The organism is Nocardioides convexus (assembly GCF_011090295.1).
This window is the reverse complement of record NZ_JAAMYA010000001.1, coordinates 305,594-320,892: the sequence shown is the minus strand read 5'-3', so window position 1 is coordinate 320,892 and position 15,299 is coordinate 305,594. Positions and strand designations below refer to the sequence as shown.

Genomic DNA, 15,299 nt, shown 5'->3' with positions numbered 1-15,299 from the left:
CTGCGGCCAGCACGTCGACCAGGTCCTCGCCCGCGTCCCGCGCGCCGACCGGTGCGCCGGCCACCCCCACGAGCCCGGCTCCGGGTTCTTCAGCCGCCTCTTCGGAGGCAAGGCATGAACCTCGACCGCGCCGTTCTCCTCCTCGCCGGCACCATGACCCTGCTCAGCGCCCTGCTGGTGGCCCTCGTGTCACCGTGGTGGCTGCTGCTGACCGCCTTCGTCGGGCTCAACCTGCTCCAGTCCTCCATTACCGGCTTCTGCCCCGCGGCCGTCATCTTCCGCCGGCTCGGCGTCAGCAACGGGTGCGCCTTCCGATGAGCGACGACAGCGCTGACCACTGGGATGCTGTCTTCGCGCCGCGCGACCTCGACACGGTCTCGTGGTTCGAAGAGACGCCCACCCACTCTGTGGAGTCTGCTGCGCCAACAGCCCGGCTCGGTGATCGACATCGGAGCCGGCGCGTCCAGGCTCCCCGACGCGCTCCTGACCGAGGGCCGCGACGACATCACCGTGCTCGACATCTCTCACGAAGCGCTCGCAGTGACGCGCGACCGTCTCGGCTCCGCCGCGGGGCGGGTCGCCTACGTCGTCAGCGACGTCCTTGCCTGGGAGCCCGCGCGCACCTACGACGCCTGGCACGACCGCGCCGTGCTGCACTTCCTCACAGACTCGCACCGACCAAGCGACGTACGTCGACCTGGCCGACCGCACCATTTCCTCCGACGGCCTGCTGGTCCTGGCCACATTCGGCCCCGACGGACCCACGTCCTGCTCGGGCCTGCCGACGGCCCGGCACTCAGCCGACGACCTCGCCGCCCTTCTCGCACCTGCCTTCACCCTCACCCATGCCGAGACGCGGATCCACCGCACCCCCGCCGGCGCCGGGCAACAGTTCACCTGGATCACCGCGCGGCGCACGAACGACTCTCATTGATCTGCGCGAGTACCCGGCTCGCGACGTTCAGCCAAGATAGAAAGCGGCTGACATCGCAATCAATCTAGGCGCTCCGTCTCATCCGGGGACCTCCAGAGCAACGCGGTAGCCTGTTACACATCCGGTACAAACAGCCGGCCAACCTCGACGTTTGCGCAGGTCAGCATGGGTCAGTCAGTCAGTACTACGACCTGTAGTTACTTCTGAGGAAAAGATCGAACTCGCGCCGACACCTAGGCGGCGGGCATGCTGGCTGGCTTGCTGCGCGCCGAACCGACGGTCGAAGCGGGCGGTCACCGCAAGGGGATCGTCGTGCGGCACCGGCTGGCCGCAAGCCGGCTGGGCATCAGTTCCTGGCCACGAGGATGGCGATTACCAGTGCGGTGCGCGCCAGTCCGAGCCGCGGTCCGAACGGCAGCGCGAAGCCGATCCAGAACGCGAGCTCGACCGGCAGCAGGTCCAGCGCCAGCCACGGAGCGATCATTGCCTCGCGCCAGAGCAGCACACCTACCACGACCTCGGCGACGCACACGGCCACGAAGCCGAGTAGTAGCGCGACGTTGGTCGTGAGGCCCAGCGCTCGAAGGGCCAGTCGCAGTAGGTGGAGAAGCCGACGAACGTCCACACCTTGCCGTGTCGCGCGTAGTACGACGCGCGGTACGCTCCCGGGAGGCTGAAGCCCAGGCCGAGCACGAGGGAACAGGCGACGGCCGCCTGGTGACGCCCTCCCTCGGCTCACGCGGGCTGCCGCCGTGGACCGGCGTGATGTACCTGCGGTACTTGCGTTTGCCGACCAGGTGCCAGAGCACCTTCACCGGTGACGGCAGGCTGGCCGAGCATCGTCTCCACCTTTTCGGGAGTCGCGACCTCGACCATCCCGGTCATGGTCATTCGCCGCGGTATTCGGCGGGAATCAGTTCTTCCACCTCCGGCACCAGGGAAGGGTCGCAGGTCTTGAGCTCATTCCAGACCACGGTCAGCAGCGCCAGCGTGGTGCCAGGTTCGTCGTCGATGCGGAAGCCCCCCGATGGGAAGTCCGTAGCGAAAGCTTCCATCAGGTCGAGCGGTCGACGTACCGCCTCCGGATCGCGACGTGCCACTGGGGTCTTGCAGGCGCGACCGAGCGCGTGCAGTGCTTTGTGGGCGGCGTCGACCCGATTCTTGGGAGGGTGCTGCGTGGGCGTGGGAAGCGTGTAGGGCGCGTCCTGAGCGTCCGATCTGACTCCGGGCGCATCGCTAGACGAGCCGGACAAGAGCCACACAAGCGAGGCGCTGAAGGCGGCGATGACGCCCAGGAGCACGAACACCGCAGCCGTTGGGTGCCGCGCCAGCCAGACCACGGGGCGGCCACCGATCACAGTGGCACCTGCCAGGTCCCGATGACTGTCCCAAGTCTGGGCCTGCCACGCGCGCGAGCGCGACGGGATTCTCAGTGCCTGCACCGCCACTGCGCAGCCTGGCCGCTACCAGCGCTCGGATGCATCGCGTAGGCTCAGTCGCCCGGCATGCATCACTGCTGGACGACGGAAGGTCCTCAGGAGGTCGTCGCAGTCCACGTGACGCCATCGTCTATGGACCGGTATGTGACGGCCTGTTCGTCCTGCAAGACCGCGGCGACGAGGGCTTTGCCGTTGTCCGTGTAGGCGATTGCGCTCGTGCCGTTCGGTACGTCGAGGTCCCGCCAGGTGGCGCCGCCGTCGGTGCTGCGCGCGGCGCCGTCCATCCCGACGGCCACGATCTGTTCGGTGTCGGTCGGGTTCCAGTCCGCGGCCATGGCACCCTTCGGCCCGCCCAGCGACTGCCAGCCTGCTGCCACCGTCGGTACTGACCGCCAATGCCCCGGACATGTCCGGGGCGAGCAGGCGCTGGGGGTCTCGTGGATCGACGAGGATGGTGCCCATGAAGGAGCGTCCAGCCTCGGCGTTGCGGACCTCCCAACTCTCCCCGCCGTCGGTAGAGGCCAGCAGCCCGGCCTGGGGCGAGGCGAGGTAGACGGTCGTTCCCGTGCCGCCGAGGGCGTGCACGTCGGTGAACGACACATCGCTCACCTGGGAGAAGGTGGCACCCTCATCCGTGGACCGGAATAGGCCCGGGTGCCCGCCGACCAGCACCGCATCGGGGGTAACCGCCCAGCCCATCGCGTCCGCACCATCCAGGGAATCGACCTGCTGCCAGGTCTGTCCGTCGTTGTGGGAGACCGCGACCGCGGCATGGCCGCCGACGAAGAGGGCGTTTCCGATGGAGGTGACGGTGTGCAGATCCCCACCCACGGTCGGCGCCGACGCGGGAGCCTCCCCGCCTGCTTTGTCGCCTCGGGTGGCGAGGAAGACGACGATCGCCACGACCACCAACGCTGCCAGCGCAATCACGCCACCCCGGATCAGCCTGGCGGCGCCGTTCCGCCCGGCGCCGGGCGGCTTCCTGCTCGGCGGCCCTCGACCGCCGCCGCTCGGCCTTGGACAACGAGGTGGTGCTCGTCATGTGCCTTCTCCTTGGTTAGCGGACCACGTGCCGGCGAGTCTGGAGACACGCGGACACTGGCGTGGTGCCGGCGACGCAAGGTCATCGGCGTCTCATCCTTGCGGAGTCCATGGAGTTACGTCCTTGGCCCATCCTTGGCACCGATCGTACTATTCGTGATAGTAGCCGCGTGTGTGAGCCGATGGAGGAACGATGCCTGAATCGCTGTATCCCCTGGCCCTGCTGGCCTGTCCGCTCGGGATGGGCGCGATGATGTGGATGATGATGCGTGGTCAACGCTCGGATCCGAGCGGGAATGCAGCCAAGGAGGCCGAGTCTCGCCGCGCTGCAGGCACAAATTGACCAGCCTGCACGCCGCCCAGCGCGACCGTGAACAAAGTGCCCCGGGGGGCCGGTACGGTGACGTCGTGGCTGGTGCCCGCCGGAATCGTGGCCGGGTCTTTGATCCTGACCTATCTGTGCTGTCTACGCCCGATCCGTGATCGCCACCTCTCGTTGAACGGCGCCAAGCGCTCCTCGGACAGATGCTGCACCGGATCAAGTGCGGACACTGACCTGGACGATGCGCTGAACCGGGCACGATCCGAACTGGCGCACCTGACATCAGAACTTGGCGCGGTATCCGCGACGCACTCCGGGTCTGATACATCGTAGGCGCCGCGACCCCTGGTCACTGCGACCGCGAGACCTAAGAAGGGCAGGCCGAGGAAGCAGGCATTTAGGAACCCAGCAGCACCGCAGCCTGGACCATCGTGGTGGTGCTGGCGGCCGTCACCAATACTCCCGCCAGGACGGGCCCGACACACGACGTCCACCCGAACGCGAAGGCCGAGCCGAGTGGGAAGGCAGTGCGCGGACTGGTGCCTAGGTGTGCTATGTCGAGACGCGCGAGTCTGCTGAAGCAGGGGAATCCGCAGCAGGCCCGCACTGACCTGTCCCACCACGACGATGAACGCACCACCGACCAACCTCACAGGGAATCGGCGTTCTGCGCCAGCAGCAGGCCGAGCCCAGAGGCGGTGACGCCCAGTGGCACAACACCACGGTGAACCGGCCACGAATAGGCCACCCCCCATAAGCACCCGCCGCCGCGTCGTGGGAGTGGAAGGCGAGCCGCTCGGGGCCATGCCGAAGACGAAGGACACGTAGCCGGGCAGAAGAGGAAGCGTGCAAGGGCGCCGTAAAGGAGGCCAGGCCGGCGACCAGCGCGAGGGAGCCCAATGGCAAACATCGTCAAGGTTTGGACTCACCGCCATCCTTGGCATTGACTCTATTGCCCCGAGCCGTGCCGGTCCGCCCGACCCCACAGAGGCCGCCACCCGCGAAACCGGGTCGTTCGGGTTAGTTCTCGGCCGTGTTCCCACCAGCGGGGTACTTGTCGCTGGCCGCAGCCGCATCGGATGCATGTTTCTGTTCGGGCCGGGTCTGGCTAAGAACGAGGACGGCGCCGCCGATGACGAGGACTGTGTCGGCGAGGTTGAAGGTGGGCCACCATCCCGTGTGGAGGTAGTCGGTGACGACGCCGTCGCGGGCCCGGTCGATCACGTTGGCGGATGCGCCGCCGATGATGGCGGCCCCGGCCAGCACTTGGATCCGGCTGGCGGTGGGGGCGTGTCGCCAGCCGTAGAGGGCGATGACGGCGGTGATGGCGGCGGTGAGGGCCGCGACCACCGAGGTCGGCAGGGCGTCACCGAGGCTGAAGGCGACGCCGCTGTTGTGGGCCAGCCGAAGCCTGCAGCAGCCCCAGGTTGACGGGGGGTGTCGCTGAGGCGGGCCTCGGCCAGTGCCTTGGCGACCAGATCGATGGCCGCGACGACCACGGCCGCAAGCAGCAGGAGGCGCCTGCTGCCAGCGCCCGGGGGCCTTGCGACAGCGGCATTGTCGCTCACGGGATGCCAGCCTGCTGGGTTGCCGCAGCGTCGGCCGGTCGATGGACCGGGCTCGGTGCCTGCGCGCGGACTCGGCCGGCTCGGACACCGTTGCCGATCACCACGATCTCGGCGAGCTCGTGGACCAGCACCACGGCGGCCAGTCCCAACACCCCGAATGCGGCCAGCGGGATCAGGACGGCGATCAGTCCTAGGGACAGACCGACGTTTTGCAGCATGATCGCCCGGGACCGGCGCGCGTGGGCCAGGGTCTGGGGCAGGTGGTGCAGGTCCTCACCCATCAGGGCCACGTCGGCGGTCTCGATCGCAACGTCGCTGCCCATCGCGCCCATCGCGATCCCCACGTCGGCTGTGGCCAGGGCCGGAGCGTCGTTGACACCGTCACCGACCATCGCGGTCGGTGCTGTCTCTCGCATCCGGGCAATGATCGTCGACTTGTTCTCGGGACGCAGGTCGGCGTGAACCTCGGTGATGCCGGCCTGGGCTGCGAGGGCGGTAGCGGTGCGGTGGTTGTCGCCGGTGAGCATCGCGACCCGGTAGCCGTCGGCGCGAAGCCGGGCCAGGACGTCGGCTGCTTCGGGGCGCAGGTCGTCGCGAACCGCGACCGCGCCGATGACGGTGCCGTCGTGCTCGACCAGGACCGCGGTCGCGCCCGCCTGCTGCATCTCGGTGACGCGGTCGTTGAGGTCACCGGCGTCGAGCCAGCCGGGGCGACCGAGCCGGGCCGGGCGGCCATCGACGGTGCCCATCAGGCCGGCGCCGGTGACCGCTTCGACCTCGGCTGCCGGGCTGTGCACGGGGACGGCAGCGAGGATGGCGCGGGCCAGCGGGTGCTCGCTGGCCGCCTCGAGCGCTGCCGCGACGTTCAGCACCTCATCGCGGGTGTGGGCTCCGGTGGTGGCGACGTCGACCACGCTGGGTTGGTTGCGGGTCAAGGTGCCGGTCTTGTCCAGCGCGATCGCACGGATCCGGCCGAGGGCCTCCAGGGCGGCGCCGCCCTTGACGAGGGCGCCGATGCGGCTGGCCGCGCCGATCGCCGCGACCACGGTGACCGGCACCGAGATCGCCAACGCACACGGAGAGGCGGCCACCAGCACGACCAGGGCGCGTTCGATCCACGTGCGCGGGTCGTCCAGCAGGCTCCCGGCGATCGCGATCACCGCGGCGAGGAGCATGATGCCAGGCACCAGGGGTTGGGCGATCCGGTCGGCTAGGCGCTGGGCGTTGCCCTTGCGGGACTGTTCGGCCTCGACGATCTTCACGATCCGGGCCAGGGAGTTGTCCTGGGCAGTGGTGGTCACTTCGACCTCCAGCACTCCGGTGCCGTTGATCGATCCCGCATACACGTCGTCGCCCGGGCCGGCCTCGACCGGCAGCGACTCCCCCGTCAGCGCGGACACGTCCAGCGCGGACCGGCCAGTGCGGATCACGCCGTCGGTCGCGACCCGCTCCCCCGGGCGCACCAGTAGGAGGTCACCCACGGCCAGTTGGTGGGGTGCGACGGTGACCTGCGTGGCGCCGCGCAGGACGGTCGCCTCGGACGGCACCAACGAGAGCAGCGCCCGCAGTCCGCGGCGGGTGCGCGCCACGGCGTACTCCTCTAGACCCTCGCTGATGGAATACAAGAACGCCAGTGCCGCAGCCTCGGCGACCTCGCCCAGGATCACCGCACCGACCGCGGCGATCGTCATCAGGGTCCCGACCCCGATCTTGCCCTTGACCAGCCGCTTCAAGGTGCCGGGCACGAACGTCCAGCCACCCACCAACAGCGCGGCCGCGTACCCGCCGGTGACCACCGATGCGGGTGCGTCCCGCAGGTCCGCGATGAAGCCCGCCACGAGAAGGACTCCTGCGACCGCGGCGAAGCGAAGCTCGCTGACCTCCCACAGTCGCTCCGGCTCGCGTTCTTCCAACTCCTCGTCTCGGGGCTCGTCGTGGCCGCAACAGGCGTCGGTCACGGCGCAATCTCCCTGATCCGCGCGATGCCGGGCTCAGGATCGGTCCGGGTGTCGGTCCGAATCTCGATCTCGGTGCTGGTCTGGGTGTCGGTCGGGGTGTCGGTCGGGGTGCCGTAGTTCGGGCACAGGCTCCACCGCGTCACCGGTGCGGGCGAGTAGGCTGCTCGGCCGCCGTGAGCAGATCCATCGACTCGGCGTGGGCCAAGGAGTAGAACACCTGTCGGCCCTCCGGCCGACCAACGACCAGGCCGCAGCCCCGCAGGCACGCCAGATGCCCCGAGACCGTGCCCTGGGCGAGCCCCAAGGCACTCGTCAGGTCGACCACGCGCCGTTCACCAGTGGCCAACTGGGCCACGATCGCCAACCGGTTCCGATCCGCCAACCCGTGGAAGAGGGCCGCCCCGCGCTGGCGGGCTGAGACCGCAGGAGAACTCGAGATTATCATCGGCATATGCCGATGATAGCGCGCCATTTATTGCGTCGAATGCGCTGACGGCACCATGTCGACGTCTTGTGATCAGCCACCGGCAACCCAACCCTGGCGCCCAGATTCACCAGCCGTGACCAGCCCTGACCAGCCCTGACCAGCCAGTGATCTTGTTTTACGGAGCGTCAGGATCCGAACGGCGAGTGCGTCCAGGGCTCGGACTGAGTGAGCGAGTACAGGTAGGCCATCGAGGGGAGGACGATGACTGTGGCTAGGCCGGCGACGACGAGCAGTGCGGCGAGTGTGGCTGGAGACCCGGCGGCGTCGGCGATGCTGACCTGGTCGACGAGCAGCCAGGGGTACTGCGCAACCCCCCACCCGAGCACCACCGACGCCACGGCGAGAACCGCGGTGAGGCGCGCCGCCAGGTAGCGACGCACGACCAGCAGCACCAGCGTGGCGGCGCCGACCATGGCCGAGATGCCGATCAGGGGTGCTGCGCGCCCGGTGAGCCCGTCATAGAGAGTCGTGGCGTCGTGCTTGATCGGCACCAAGGCGGCGAAGACGATCAGCCCGGTCAGGACGCCCACCGCGAGGGACCGGGTGCGCAGCCGCTCCGCGAGCACCTGTGCACCAGAGCGCGAGGCGTCGGCCACGAGGAACACTCCGGCCAGGAAAGTGCACGTCCCTACCGCGATGAGGCCACCGAAAATTGATGTGGGATTGACCCAGGAGTCGATCAGGGAGCCACGTCCGGTCGCGGGCACCCGGCCCGATGCGATCGCGCCTGCCACACAGCCGAAGAAGAATGGGGTGATCAGCGACGAGGCCGCGAAGATCGCTCCGAACAGCCGCGCCTGGGCGAGGCTGGCGGCGTACTTGCGGAAGGCGAACGACGCTCCTCGTAAGACGATCCCCAGCAGTGCCAGGAGCAGCGGGATGATGAGGGTGCTCATCATGGCCGCGAAGGATTCCGGGAAGGCCGTCCACCAGGTCACCAGGCAGAAGATCAGCCAGACATGGTTCGCCTCCCACACCGGTCCGATGCTGTGGTCGATGAGCGTGCGCAGGCTCGGCTCCCGAGGCAGAGCCGCCCGCGGTCAGGTCGAAGAACCCGGAGCCGAAATCGGCGCCACCGAACAGCGAGTAGGCCAGCACACCCACGAAGAGTGCGGCCGCAACGGCCAGTGGGAGGGTCAACGGTCGACTCGCTGGGTTTCGGAGAATCGGGCTTGCGGCCCGTACGGGCTGGGCAGGTTCACCTCACCCGAGCGCCATCGTCGCGCCATCGACCGGAACACGACAAAGGCGCCCACCGTCATGCCGGCATAGACGACGAGCGTGACACCGAGCAGCCACCACAGCCCTGAGTTGCTCCCCGCCGCCTGGGTGGTGCGAAGCACCCCGAACACCGTCCACGGTTGGCGACCCACCTCGGTCGCGATCCAACCCGCTTCCAGCGCGACGATGGCAAGTGGCCCCGCAACCGCGGAGAACCGTAGGAACCAGCGGTTCCCGAGCAGGTCACGGCGGCGCCACCGGGCGCACCAGAACACCACCACAGCGAGCGCCAGCAGGGTGCCGATGCCGACCATCGACTGGAAGGCGAGATGGGTGATGTTGACCGGCGGCCGGTCGGCGACCGGGATCGTGTCCAGGCCCTGAACCGGGGTGGTGAAGGAGTTGCGGGAGATGATCGAACCGAGCAGCGGGATGTCGATCGACCCCCGGACCTGACCATCGACCAGGACCCCGCCCAAGCGTAGAGGGGATGGGCTCTCGGTCGTGGTCGCAAGCTCGAACGCCGCCAGCCTTCGAAGGTTGACTCTGACCGAGCCGCAACCCCAGCAGGTGGCCGATGAACGGCTGCACCAGCGCCGCCGCACTCGCGAAGACAAACGGGACGGTGAACCCCAACCGGTGGTGAGCATCGACCCGGCCGCGGAGCATGCCCACTGCGTACACCCCCGAGACCAGGAAACCGACGACCATGAACGCGCCGACCCACATATGCGCGAACTGACCCCAGACCCCGTCGTTGAAAAGCGCCCGCCAGGGTTGGACGTCGGTGACTTCGCCCTCGACCATCCGAAACCCGGTGGGGTTGTTCATCCAGGCGTTGACCGCGATCACGCTGAAGGTGCCGACGACACCGGAGATGGCCATCGGGATCAGCATCAACACGTGCCGCTTCGGGGGGATGCGGCCCCAGCCGTAGAGGTAGATGCCCAGAAAGATCGCCTCGACGAAGAACGCGAGACCCTCCACGGCGAACGGCAACCCCAGCACGTCGCCGAAACGTCCCATCAGTCCGGGCCACAGCAGACCCATCTCGAAGGCTCAGCACGGTGCCAGAGACCGCACCGATGGCGAACAAGACCGCCGCCACCTTCGACCAGCGCTGCGCCAGACCCAGCGCCACCTGGTCCCCGCGGCGGATCCCCCGCCAATGCATGACCAGGATCATCGCGGGAAAGGCCACACCGAAACAGGCCAGAATGATGTGCCACCCCAACGTCATCGCCATCTGCTCACGCGCCGGCAGCAACCCGGCAGGCTCCTCGACACTGAGGACCTGAAACAGCATGCCTCGGGCGACCATGACCTCGACGGTACGTGCGCACAGTCGCGGATCCGTCACCCAAGGTGCTGATTGTGAATAGTTTCACAAGTTCTGACCTTCGGGTGCCTTCAAGGCTTCAGACGTCGTCGCCGCCGGGGTTGGCCCGCTGCCGCCGGGTCGTGGTGAGGCATCAAAGACAGAGCGTCCGACCATCCGCGCGCCGCTGGCTCAGACGCGTCGCCGGTCATCCTCTTCCGGGGCGCGAGTGTCTGTGAAATCCGTCGCCCTCGCTGGCGTCGAGAGCCGGCCAGTTCGTTGCGCCCAGACCTCGAACGTCAACGTGGCGAACGGCGGCACCGAACAGGCAAGCCCCAGCAACGTAATACGACGACTCCAGGCGAACACGCGTGAGACCAGGAACGTCAGCAGTAGGTAGGCGACGAAGATTCCGCCGTGGATGGGCCCGAAGATCCGCACCCCGAGATCCCCCGCGTCTGTCAGATACTTGACGTACATGCCGGTCAGCAGACCCACCCAGGAGACGGCCTCGGCCGTGGCAACGACTCGGAACAACTGCGCGCGGGTTCGAGGAGACAGTCGCTGAGTATAGGGAGTGCCGCGTCGTGACGCGGGTCGAGCCTTCCGACGTGGGGTTCTCAGTCGGCACGGGCATTATGGGCTCTTCTCTGCTTCGTCGCGGTCGTCGGGGCATCCGGCGCATCTGGTCGATCTCGGCCCGGCCGGGCCGGGCGGTGCGGATGGCGTTGGCCAGTTGGCCACCTGGGGATCGCCGACTCCTGGACGATCACCAAGAAGTTGCCGCACGACATCGAGCCTGGGGCAGGTCAACTCGGTTGGCATTGCTTGAGACTCCCGGTGGGCCGGTCAGGTCCAAGGTGGACTACCGTACATGTGAAAACTCGCTCAAATGTTCAGGAGTTCCCGTGGACCGATCCCAGGATGCCCAGGTGGTGGGCCTCGACGCCTGCACCGCGACCCAGGTCGATGAAGGCCGGGTGCACGCCACCCGGCCGCTGCTGGTCACCCCGGAGGAGTCGAGCCGGATCGCGGACGCGTTCGATCTGCTGTCCGACCCGGGCAGGGTGCGGGTGCTGTTCGCGCTGCTGGAGGCAGGCGAGACCTGCGTGTGCGACCTGGCCGAGATGGTCGACATGACCCCCTCGGCGCTGTCCCACGGGCTACGACTGCTCCGCACCGCCGGTGTCGTGACGAACCGTCGCGACGGTCGGATGGTCCGCTACCGCCTCGCGGACAGTCACGTGCGGCTTCTCCTGGACGTCACCCGGGAGCACCTCGGACACGCCGCCGACGGCACCCCGGGGGTCTGACAGGATGGGACACGACCACGGGCACAGCCACGCCAGTGCTGCTACCGCCGGCGCACGGCACCGCAGGCCCCTTCTGATCGCTTTCGGCCTGACCGCTGCCTACATGCTGGTCGAACTCACCGTCGGCCTGACCACCGGCTCCCTGGCTCTGCTCTCGGATGCCGCCCACATGGGCACCGACGTCCTCGGCCTCGGGATGGCGTTGGCCGCGATCACCCTGGCCCAGGCCTCCGGGAACCCGCAACGCACCTTCGGCACCTACCGACTGGAGGTCCTGGCCGCCCTGGCCAACGGGGTGTTGCTGTTCGCAGTAGCCGGGTACGTGCTGTACGAGGCCTGGCAGCGATTCTCCTCCCCACCGGACGTGCCCGGGTTGCCGATGTTGGCCGTGGCCGTCGTTGGCCTGATCGTCAACCTGATCGGCTTCCGACTGCTGATCGCCGGCGCCAAGGAGTCCCTCAACGTCAAGGGCGCCTACCTCGAGGTGTTCGCCGACATGCTCGGCTCGGTCGGTGTCATCGTGGCCGCCATCATCATCTTCACCACCGGCTGGCCCTACGCCGACCCCATCATCGGCGCCGCGATCGGCCTGTTCATCCTGCCCAGAACCTGGAAGGCTCATCGCGCAGGCGCTGCGGATCCTCATGGAGGTCGCCCCACCCGGGGTTGACGTGAACGAGGTCGAAGCCCAGATCCGGGCACTGCCCGGCGTCGCAGACGTGCACGACCTGCACATCTGGACCGTCACGTCTGGACTGGACACCGCCAGCGGACACGTGGTGCTAGCCGACGACGCCGAACTCCACGCCGTCCTCGACCGAGTCACCGCGCTGCTGGCCGAGGAGTACCACGTCACCCACGCCACCATCCAGTGCGAACCAGCCAGCCACGAGGAACATGCCAACCCCATCTGACCTCCACACCCGTGACGGCCGACACCACACTCCCTGCGGAGGTCCCCGGTGAGCGCAGTGGGACAGGCAGCGCTCCTGGTCAGGCTTCCCCGTCGCCGCCGGAGCCATCGGCTCCACCATGGCCGCGGTGCGCAGACCAGGCCCCCGTGTGGTCAGCGGCATCCAGCACTTCGCCGCCGGAGTGGTCATCGCCGCACTCGCCGGCGAGCCTGCTGCCCGACCTGCGGCACGAAGGCAACCTCGGCTGGGCCGCCGCCGGCTTCACCGCGGGTGTCGCCCTGGTCCTCTCCCTCGCCGCCTACGGGCGTCGGCTCGACAACCAGCAGGATTCCACGGCTAAAGAGTCCACAAAGAAAGCAGTCGTCGCCGGTATCCCGATCGGCTTCCTGGCGACCGTGGCGATCGACCTACTCATCGACGGCGTGCTCGTCGGGCTCGGTACGCGACTCGGATCCACCCAAGCCCTGATCCTCACCATCGCCCTCACCCTGGAAATTCTCTTCCTGTCCCTCTCCATGGCCGCCGAGTCGACCGACCGCGGACTGTCACCTCGCCAAGCCTCTCTGATCTGCAGCGGCCTCGGTGTGAGCACAGCAGTCGGCGCGATCACCGCCGCAGCCCTCCTCGGCGGCGTCGGACCCGCCGCACTCGCATTCGTCCTGGCATTCGGCGCCGCCGCCCTGCTCTACCTGGCCGTGGAAGAACTCCTCGTCGAAGCCCACGAGCAAACCGAGACTGCTCTCCTCAGCGCAATGTTCTTCGCCGGCTTCCTCGCCATCTACGTCCTCGCCGAACTCGGGGGCTGACCAGCGCGGGGCTGACCCGCTGGTGGGCTGCAGCCGATGTGGCTGAAGCCGGTGCGTCGCTCCAACTCGATCTAGATGTCGTCGCCCATCTACTGCTCGTACTGGTCCTGGTCGTGGGGGTCGACCGGGACTCGCCGGGGCAGCCCGTGACCAAGCCGTCCTCCCAGAACGTCGCCATCCCCCGGCCTGAGGAGACCGCGCCTGCTGACGCGGTCAAACCGGTCCATCAGGCCCTCCACAGCCTGGGCCGGGTCTGCAGACGTGGCGGCGACACCGACCGGGCGTCCCAAGCACGACGGCCAGTAAACGTGATCCTGGACTTCGCACGTCGATTCCCCTATGTCAGCCTTCCCCGTGCACGACGAGACCGGCACCACCCTCTCGCTACTGTTCGTGGCCCGCGACGAGGTCCAGGACTGCGCGCCAGCCTGACAGCGCAAGTCGAGCGACTGATCCCCGCTGAGTACCTCGCACCGACGGCGCCCCAGTAGAGGTGCCCACCCTCAGGAGGTAGAGGGAGGGTCCAGCCCGGTCCTCTGGCCCCGCTCAGGTGCCTGTCGGCGCCAGCGCGTCGGACGGCAGCGACCCGAAGATCGGCGCCGGCCGAGGCAGCGACCTAGCGGCTTACGCGCTGGTGAAGCCCCGCTGGTGTCCCGGGCGTGCGCCGGTTTCCACTCCGGTCTTCCACAGGCTGCAGTCGGACTCGGCGTGGAGGGTTCGGTTCAGCCGATGGCGGCTAGCAGCTTGTTTGCACGCGTCCTCGCAGCGACGACACGACTCGGCGCAGACGCGGCAGTGCTCGTGCATGTCGGCGTGCTGGTCACACTCGTCCCCGCAGGACTTGCATGCCTGGGCGCACGCCTGGAGGACGGCGCGGGTGATGTTCGCGTCGTACCCGGTGTGGCGCGACAGCACCCTGCCGGTCGCCTCGCAGATGTCGGCGCAGTCGAGATTGCGGCGGATGCACTTGGTCAGGTCGGCGACCATCTCCTCGCTCAGGCAAGCGTCCGCGCACGCCGTGCATGCCTGGGCGCACTCCACGCAGGCCTTGATTCACTCGGCCAGCAGTTGCCGGTCGTTGTTGATCTCGGCGGGGTAGGTCTTCATGAGGGCGGCGGCACACCAGCATGCCGGTTGAGGGTGCTGCACGGGAGACCTCAGGTCTGGATGATCAGAGACAATGTGGGTGGGAACAAGGGCGGCGTCTCCGGACCCAGTACCAGCGGCCAGGCATGTCCCACCGCGTCGCTGCGTCCATCAGCGGGATGCCTATGGTGTGGACATGAGCCCGCGAACAGGAGACCACCCAGCACGGTGGCAGCGCTATTGGGACAAGAAGTCGGGTGGTGGGTACGACCGCGAGATGCGGATGTGGGACCGCATCCTGTTCGGCGACTCGCGCGAATGGGCCTGCTCGCAGGCATCGGGCGACACGCTCGAGGTTGCCGTCGGCACCGGCCTTAACCTCCCCCTATACCCGGCCGACGTGACGCTGACCGGCATCGACCTGAGCGAGGGCATGCTCGACGTCGCCCGAAGCCGGTCAAAGCAGGTGGACAGGACGGTTGAGTTTGCGCCGAGGAGATGCCCACTCGTTGCCGTTCGAGTCGACAACCTTCGACACGGTGGTTTGCACGTTCGGCCTGTGCGCCATTCCCGACCTCGACGCGGCGGTCGATGAGATGGTCAGGGTTCTGCGACCTGGCGGTGCCTTGATCCTGGTCGACCACGTTCGCAGCACTTCGCGTGTCGCACGCGGACTGCAACGGCTGCTCGAATTGGTCACCGTGCCAATGGGAGGCGAGCACTTCTTGCGCCGCCCGCTCGAGCAGGTTGAGGCGCGCGGTCTGACTGTCGACCGGGCACAGCGTTTCAAATTGGGGCTGGTCGAGCGAGTTGTGGCGCGCAAAGTATGCGACGCGCCTGTCGACTGAGTCCCTGACCCATTGGCGCCAGCTTGCTCGTCCGGTTGTGCCGA

The 15,299-nt window shown here is 68.0% G+C and carries 18 protein-coding genes and 2 pseudogenes; 6 read left to right on the top strand and 14 right to left on the bottom strand.

The features are described 5' to 3' along the window. Positions 1 to 114: 114 nt before the first annotated feature. The gene (locus G5V59_RS02320; protein ID WP_030485876.1) at positions 115 to 318 is read left to right on the top strand and encodes a DUF2892 domain-containing protein; all 204 of its coding nucleotides are present in this window, start codon (positions 115 to 117) and stop codon (positions 316 to 318) included. A 962-nt stretch (positions 319 to 1,280) separates the two neighbouring features. Here the strand turns inward: G5V59_RS02320 and G5V59_RS02315 are convergent. From G5V59_RS02315 to G5V59_RS02260, 13 genes and pseudogenes are all read right to left on the bottom strand, one after another. After that, entirely contained in the window at positions 1,281 to 1,439 is a 159-nt protein-coding gene (locus tag G5V59_RS02315) for a hypothetical protein (RefSeq protein ID WP_278255456.1), read from the bottom strand. Between the two features lie 2 nt (positions 1,440 to 1,441). Further along, positions 1,442 to 1,627: a hypothetical protein gene (locus G5V59_RS02310; RefSeq protein WP_278255455.1), complete on the bottom strand. Its 186-nt coding sequence runs from the start codon at positions 1,625 to 1,627 to the stop codon at positions 1,442 to 1,444. Between the two features lie 194 nt (positions 1,628 to 1,821). Further along, complete coding sequence (locus G5V59_RS02305) at positions 1,822 to 2,274, bottom strand: hypothetical protein (RefSeq protein WP_278255454.1); 453 nt, start codon at positions 2,272 to 2,274, stop codon at positions 1,822 to 1,824. Positions 2,275 to 2,468: 194 nt separating this feature from the next. After that, positions 2,469 to 2,708: a hypothetical protein gene (locus tag G5V59_RS02300; RefSeq protein WP_278255453.1), complete on the bottom strand. Its 240-nt coding sequence runs from the start codon at positions 2,706 to 2,708 to the stop codon at positions 2,469 to 2,471. A gap of 2,048 nt (positions 2,709 to 4,756) precedes the next feature. Further along, on the bottom strand, positions 4,757 to 5,392 hold the full coding sequence (locus G5V59_RS02295) for a signal peptidase II (RefSeq protein WP_278255452.1): 636 nt from the start codon (positions 5,390 to 5,392) through the stop codon (positions 4,757 to 4,759). Continuing rightward, on the bottom strand, positions 5,301 to 7,262 hold the full coding sequence (locus G5V59_RS02290; protein ID WP_278255451.1) for a cation-translocating P-type ATPase: 1,962 nt from the start codon (positions 7,260 to 7,262) through the stop codon (positions 5,301 to 5,303). The genes G5V59_RS02295 and G5V59_RS02290 overlap by 92 nt, the downstream gene beginning before the upstream one ends. Continuing rightward, positions 7,259 to 7,405 carry a hypothetical protein gene (locus G5V59_RS35490; protein ID WP_341350818.1) on the bottom strand — a complete coding sequence of 49 codons (147 nt, stop codon included), beginning with the start codon at positions 7,403 to 7,405 and terminating at the stop codon, positions 7,259 to 7,261. The genes G5V59_RS02290 and G5V59_RS35490 overlap by 4 nt, the downstream gene beginning before the upstream one ends. After that, entirely contained in the window at positions 7,402 to 7,707 is a 306-nt protein-coding gene (locus G5V59_RS02285) for a metalloregulator ArsR/SmtB family transcription factor (RefSeq protein WP_341351117.1), read from the bottom strand. Before G5V59_RS02285 ends, G5V59_RS35490 begins: the two co-directional genes overlap by 4 nt. A 167-nt stretch (positions 7,708 to 7,874) precedes the next feature. After that, on the bottom strand, positions 7,875 to 8,726 hold the full coding sequence (locus tag G5V59_RS02280) for a cytochrome d ubiquinol oxidase subunit II (RefSeq protein WP_278255450.1): 852 nt from the start codon (positions 8,724 to 8,726) through the stop codon (positions 7,875 to 7,877). A gap of 159 nt (positions 8,727 to 8,885) precedes the next feature. Further along, positions 8,886 to 9,449 (bottom strand): cytochrome ubiquinol oxidase subunit I, encoded by a 564-nt coding sequence (locus G5V59_RS02275; protein WP_278255449.1) that lies wholly within the window; start codon positions 9,447 to 9,449, stop codon positions 8,886 to 8,888. A gap of 118 nt (positions 9,450 to 9,567) precedes the next feature. Continuing rightward, positions 9,568 to 9,996: pseudogene (locus G5V59_RS02270) on the bottom strand (cytochrome ubiquinol oxidase subunit I); the annotation flags it as partial. A gap of 91 nt (positions 9,997 to 10,087) precedes the next feature. Beyond that, positions 10,088 to 10,210 (bottom strand): annotated as a pseudogene (locus G5V59_RS02265) (cytochrome ubiquinol oxidase subunit I); the annotation flags it as partial. A 270-nt stretch (positions 10,211 to 10,480) separates the two neighbouring features. Continuing rightward, positions 10,481 to 10,825, bottom strand: coding sequence for a DUF3817 domain-containing protein (locus tag G5V59_RS02260; RefSeq protein WP_278255448.1), 345 nt, complete (start codon positions 10,823 to 10,825; stop codon positions 10,481 to 10,483). Between the two features lie 323 nt (positions 10,826 to 11,148). Between G5V59_RS02260 and G5V59_RS02255 the strand changes: the two genes are divergently transcribed. The 4 genes from G5V59_RS02255 (at position 11,149) to G5V59_RS02240 (ending at position 13,321) form a co-directional block, all read left to right on the top strand. Next, the gene (locus tag G5V59_RS02255) at positions 11,149 to 11,601 is read left to right on the top strand and encodes a metalloregulator ArsR/SmtB family transcription factor (RefSeq protein ID WP_278255447.1); all 453 of its coding nucleotides are present in this window, start codon (positions 11,149 to 11,151) and stop codon (positions 11,599 to 11,601) included. A gap of 4 nt (positions 11,602 to 11,605) precedes the next feature. Further along, positions 11,606 to 12,271, top strand: a complete 666-nt coding sequence (locus tag G5V59_RS02250) for a cation diffusion facilitator family transporter (RefSeq protein WP_278255446.1) — start codon at positions 11,606 to 11,608, stop codon at positions 12,269 to 12,271. After that, positions 12,246 to 12,515 (top strand): hypothetical protein, encoded by a 270-nt coding sequence (locus tag G5V59_RS02245; protein WP_278255445.1) that lies wholly within the window; start codon positions 12,246 to 12,248, stop codon positions 12,513 to 12,515. The genes G5V59_RS02250 and G5V59_RS02245 overlap by 26 nt, the downstream gene beginning before the upstream one ends. Positions 12,516 to 12,661: 146 nt before the next feature. Continuing rightward, positions 12,662 to 13,321, top strand: a complete 660-nt coding sequence (locus tag G5V59_RS02240) for a hypothetical protein (RefSeq protein ID WP_278255444.1) — start codon at positions 12,662 to 12,664, stop codon at positions 13,319 to 13,321. Between the two features lie 624 nt (positions 13,322 to 13,945). Here G5V59_RS02240 and G5V59_RS02235 read toward each other — a convergent pair. Beyond that, positions 13,946 to 14,308, bottom strand: a complete 363-nt coding sequence (locus G5V59_RS02235; protein WP_278255443.1) for a four-helix bundle copper-binding protein — start codon at positions 14,306 to 14,308, stop codon at positions 13,946 to 13,948. Positions 14,309 to 14,916: 608 nt separating this feature from the next. Between G5V59_RS02235 and G5V59_RS02230 the strand changes: the two genes are divergently transcribed. Continuing rightward, complete coding sequence (locus tag G5V59_RS02230; protein ID WP_278255442.1) at positions 14,917 to 15,255, top strand: methyltransferase domain-containing protein; 339 nt, start codon at positions 14,917 to 14,919, stop codon at positions 15,253 to 15,255. Positions 15,256 to 15,299: the final 44 nt, after the last annotated feature.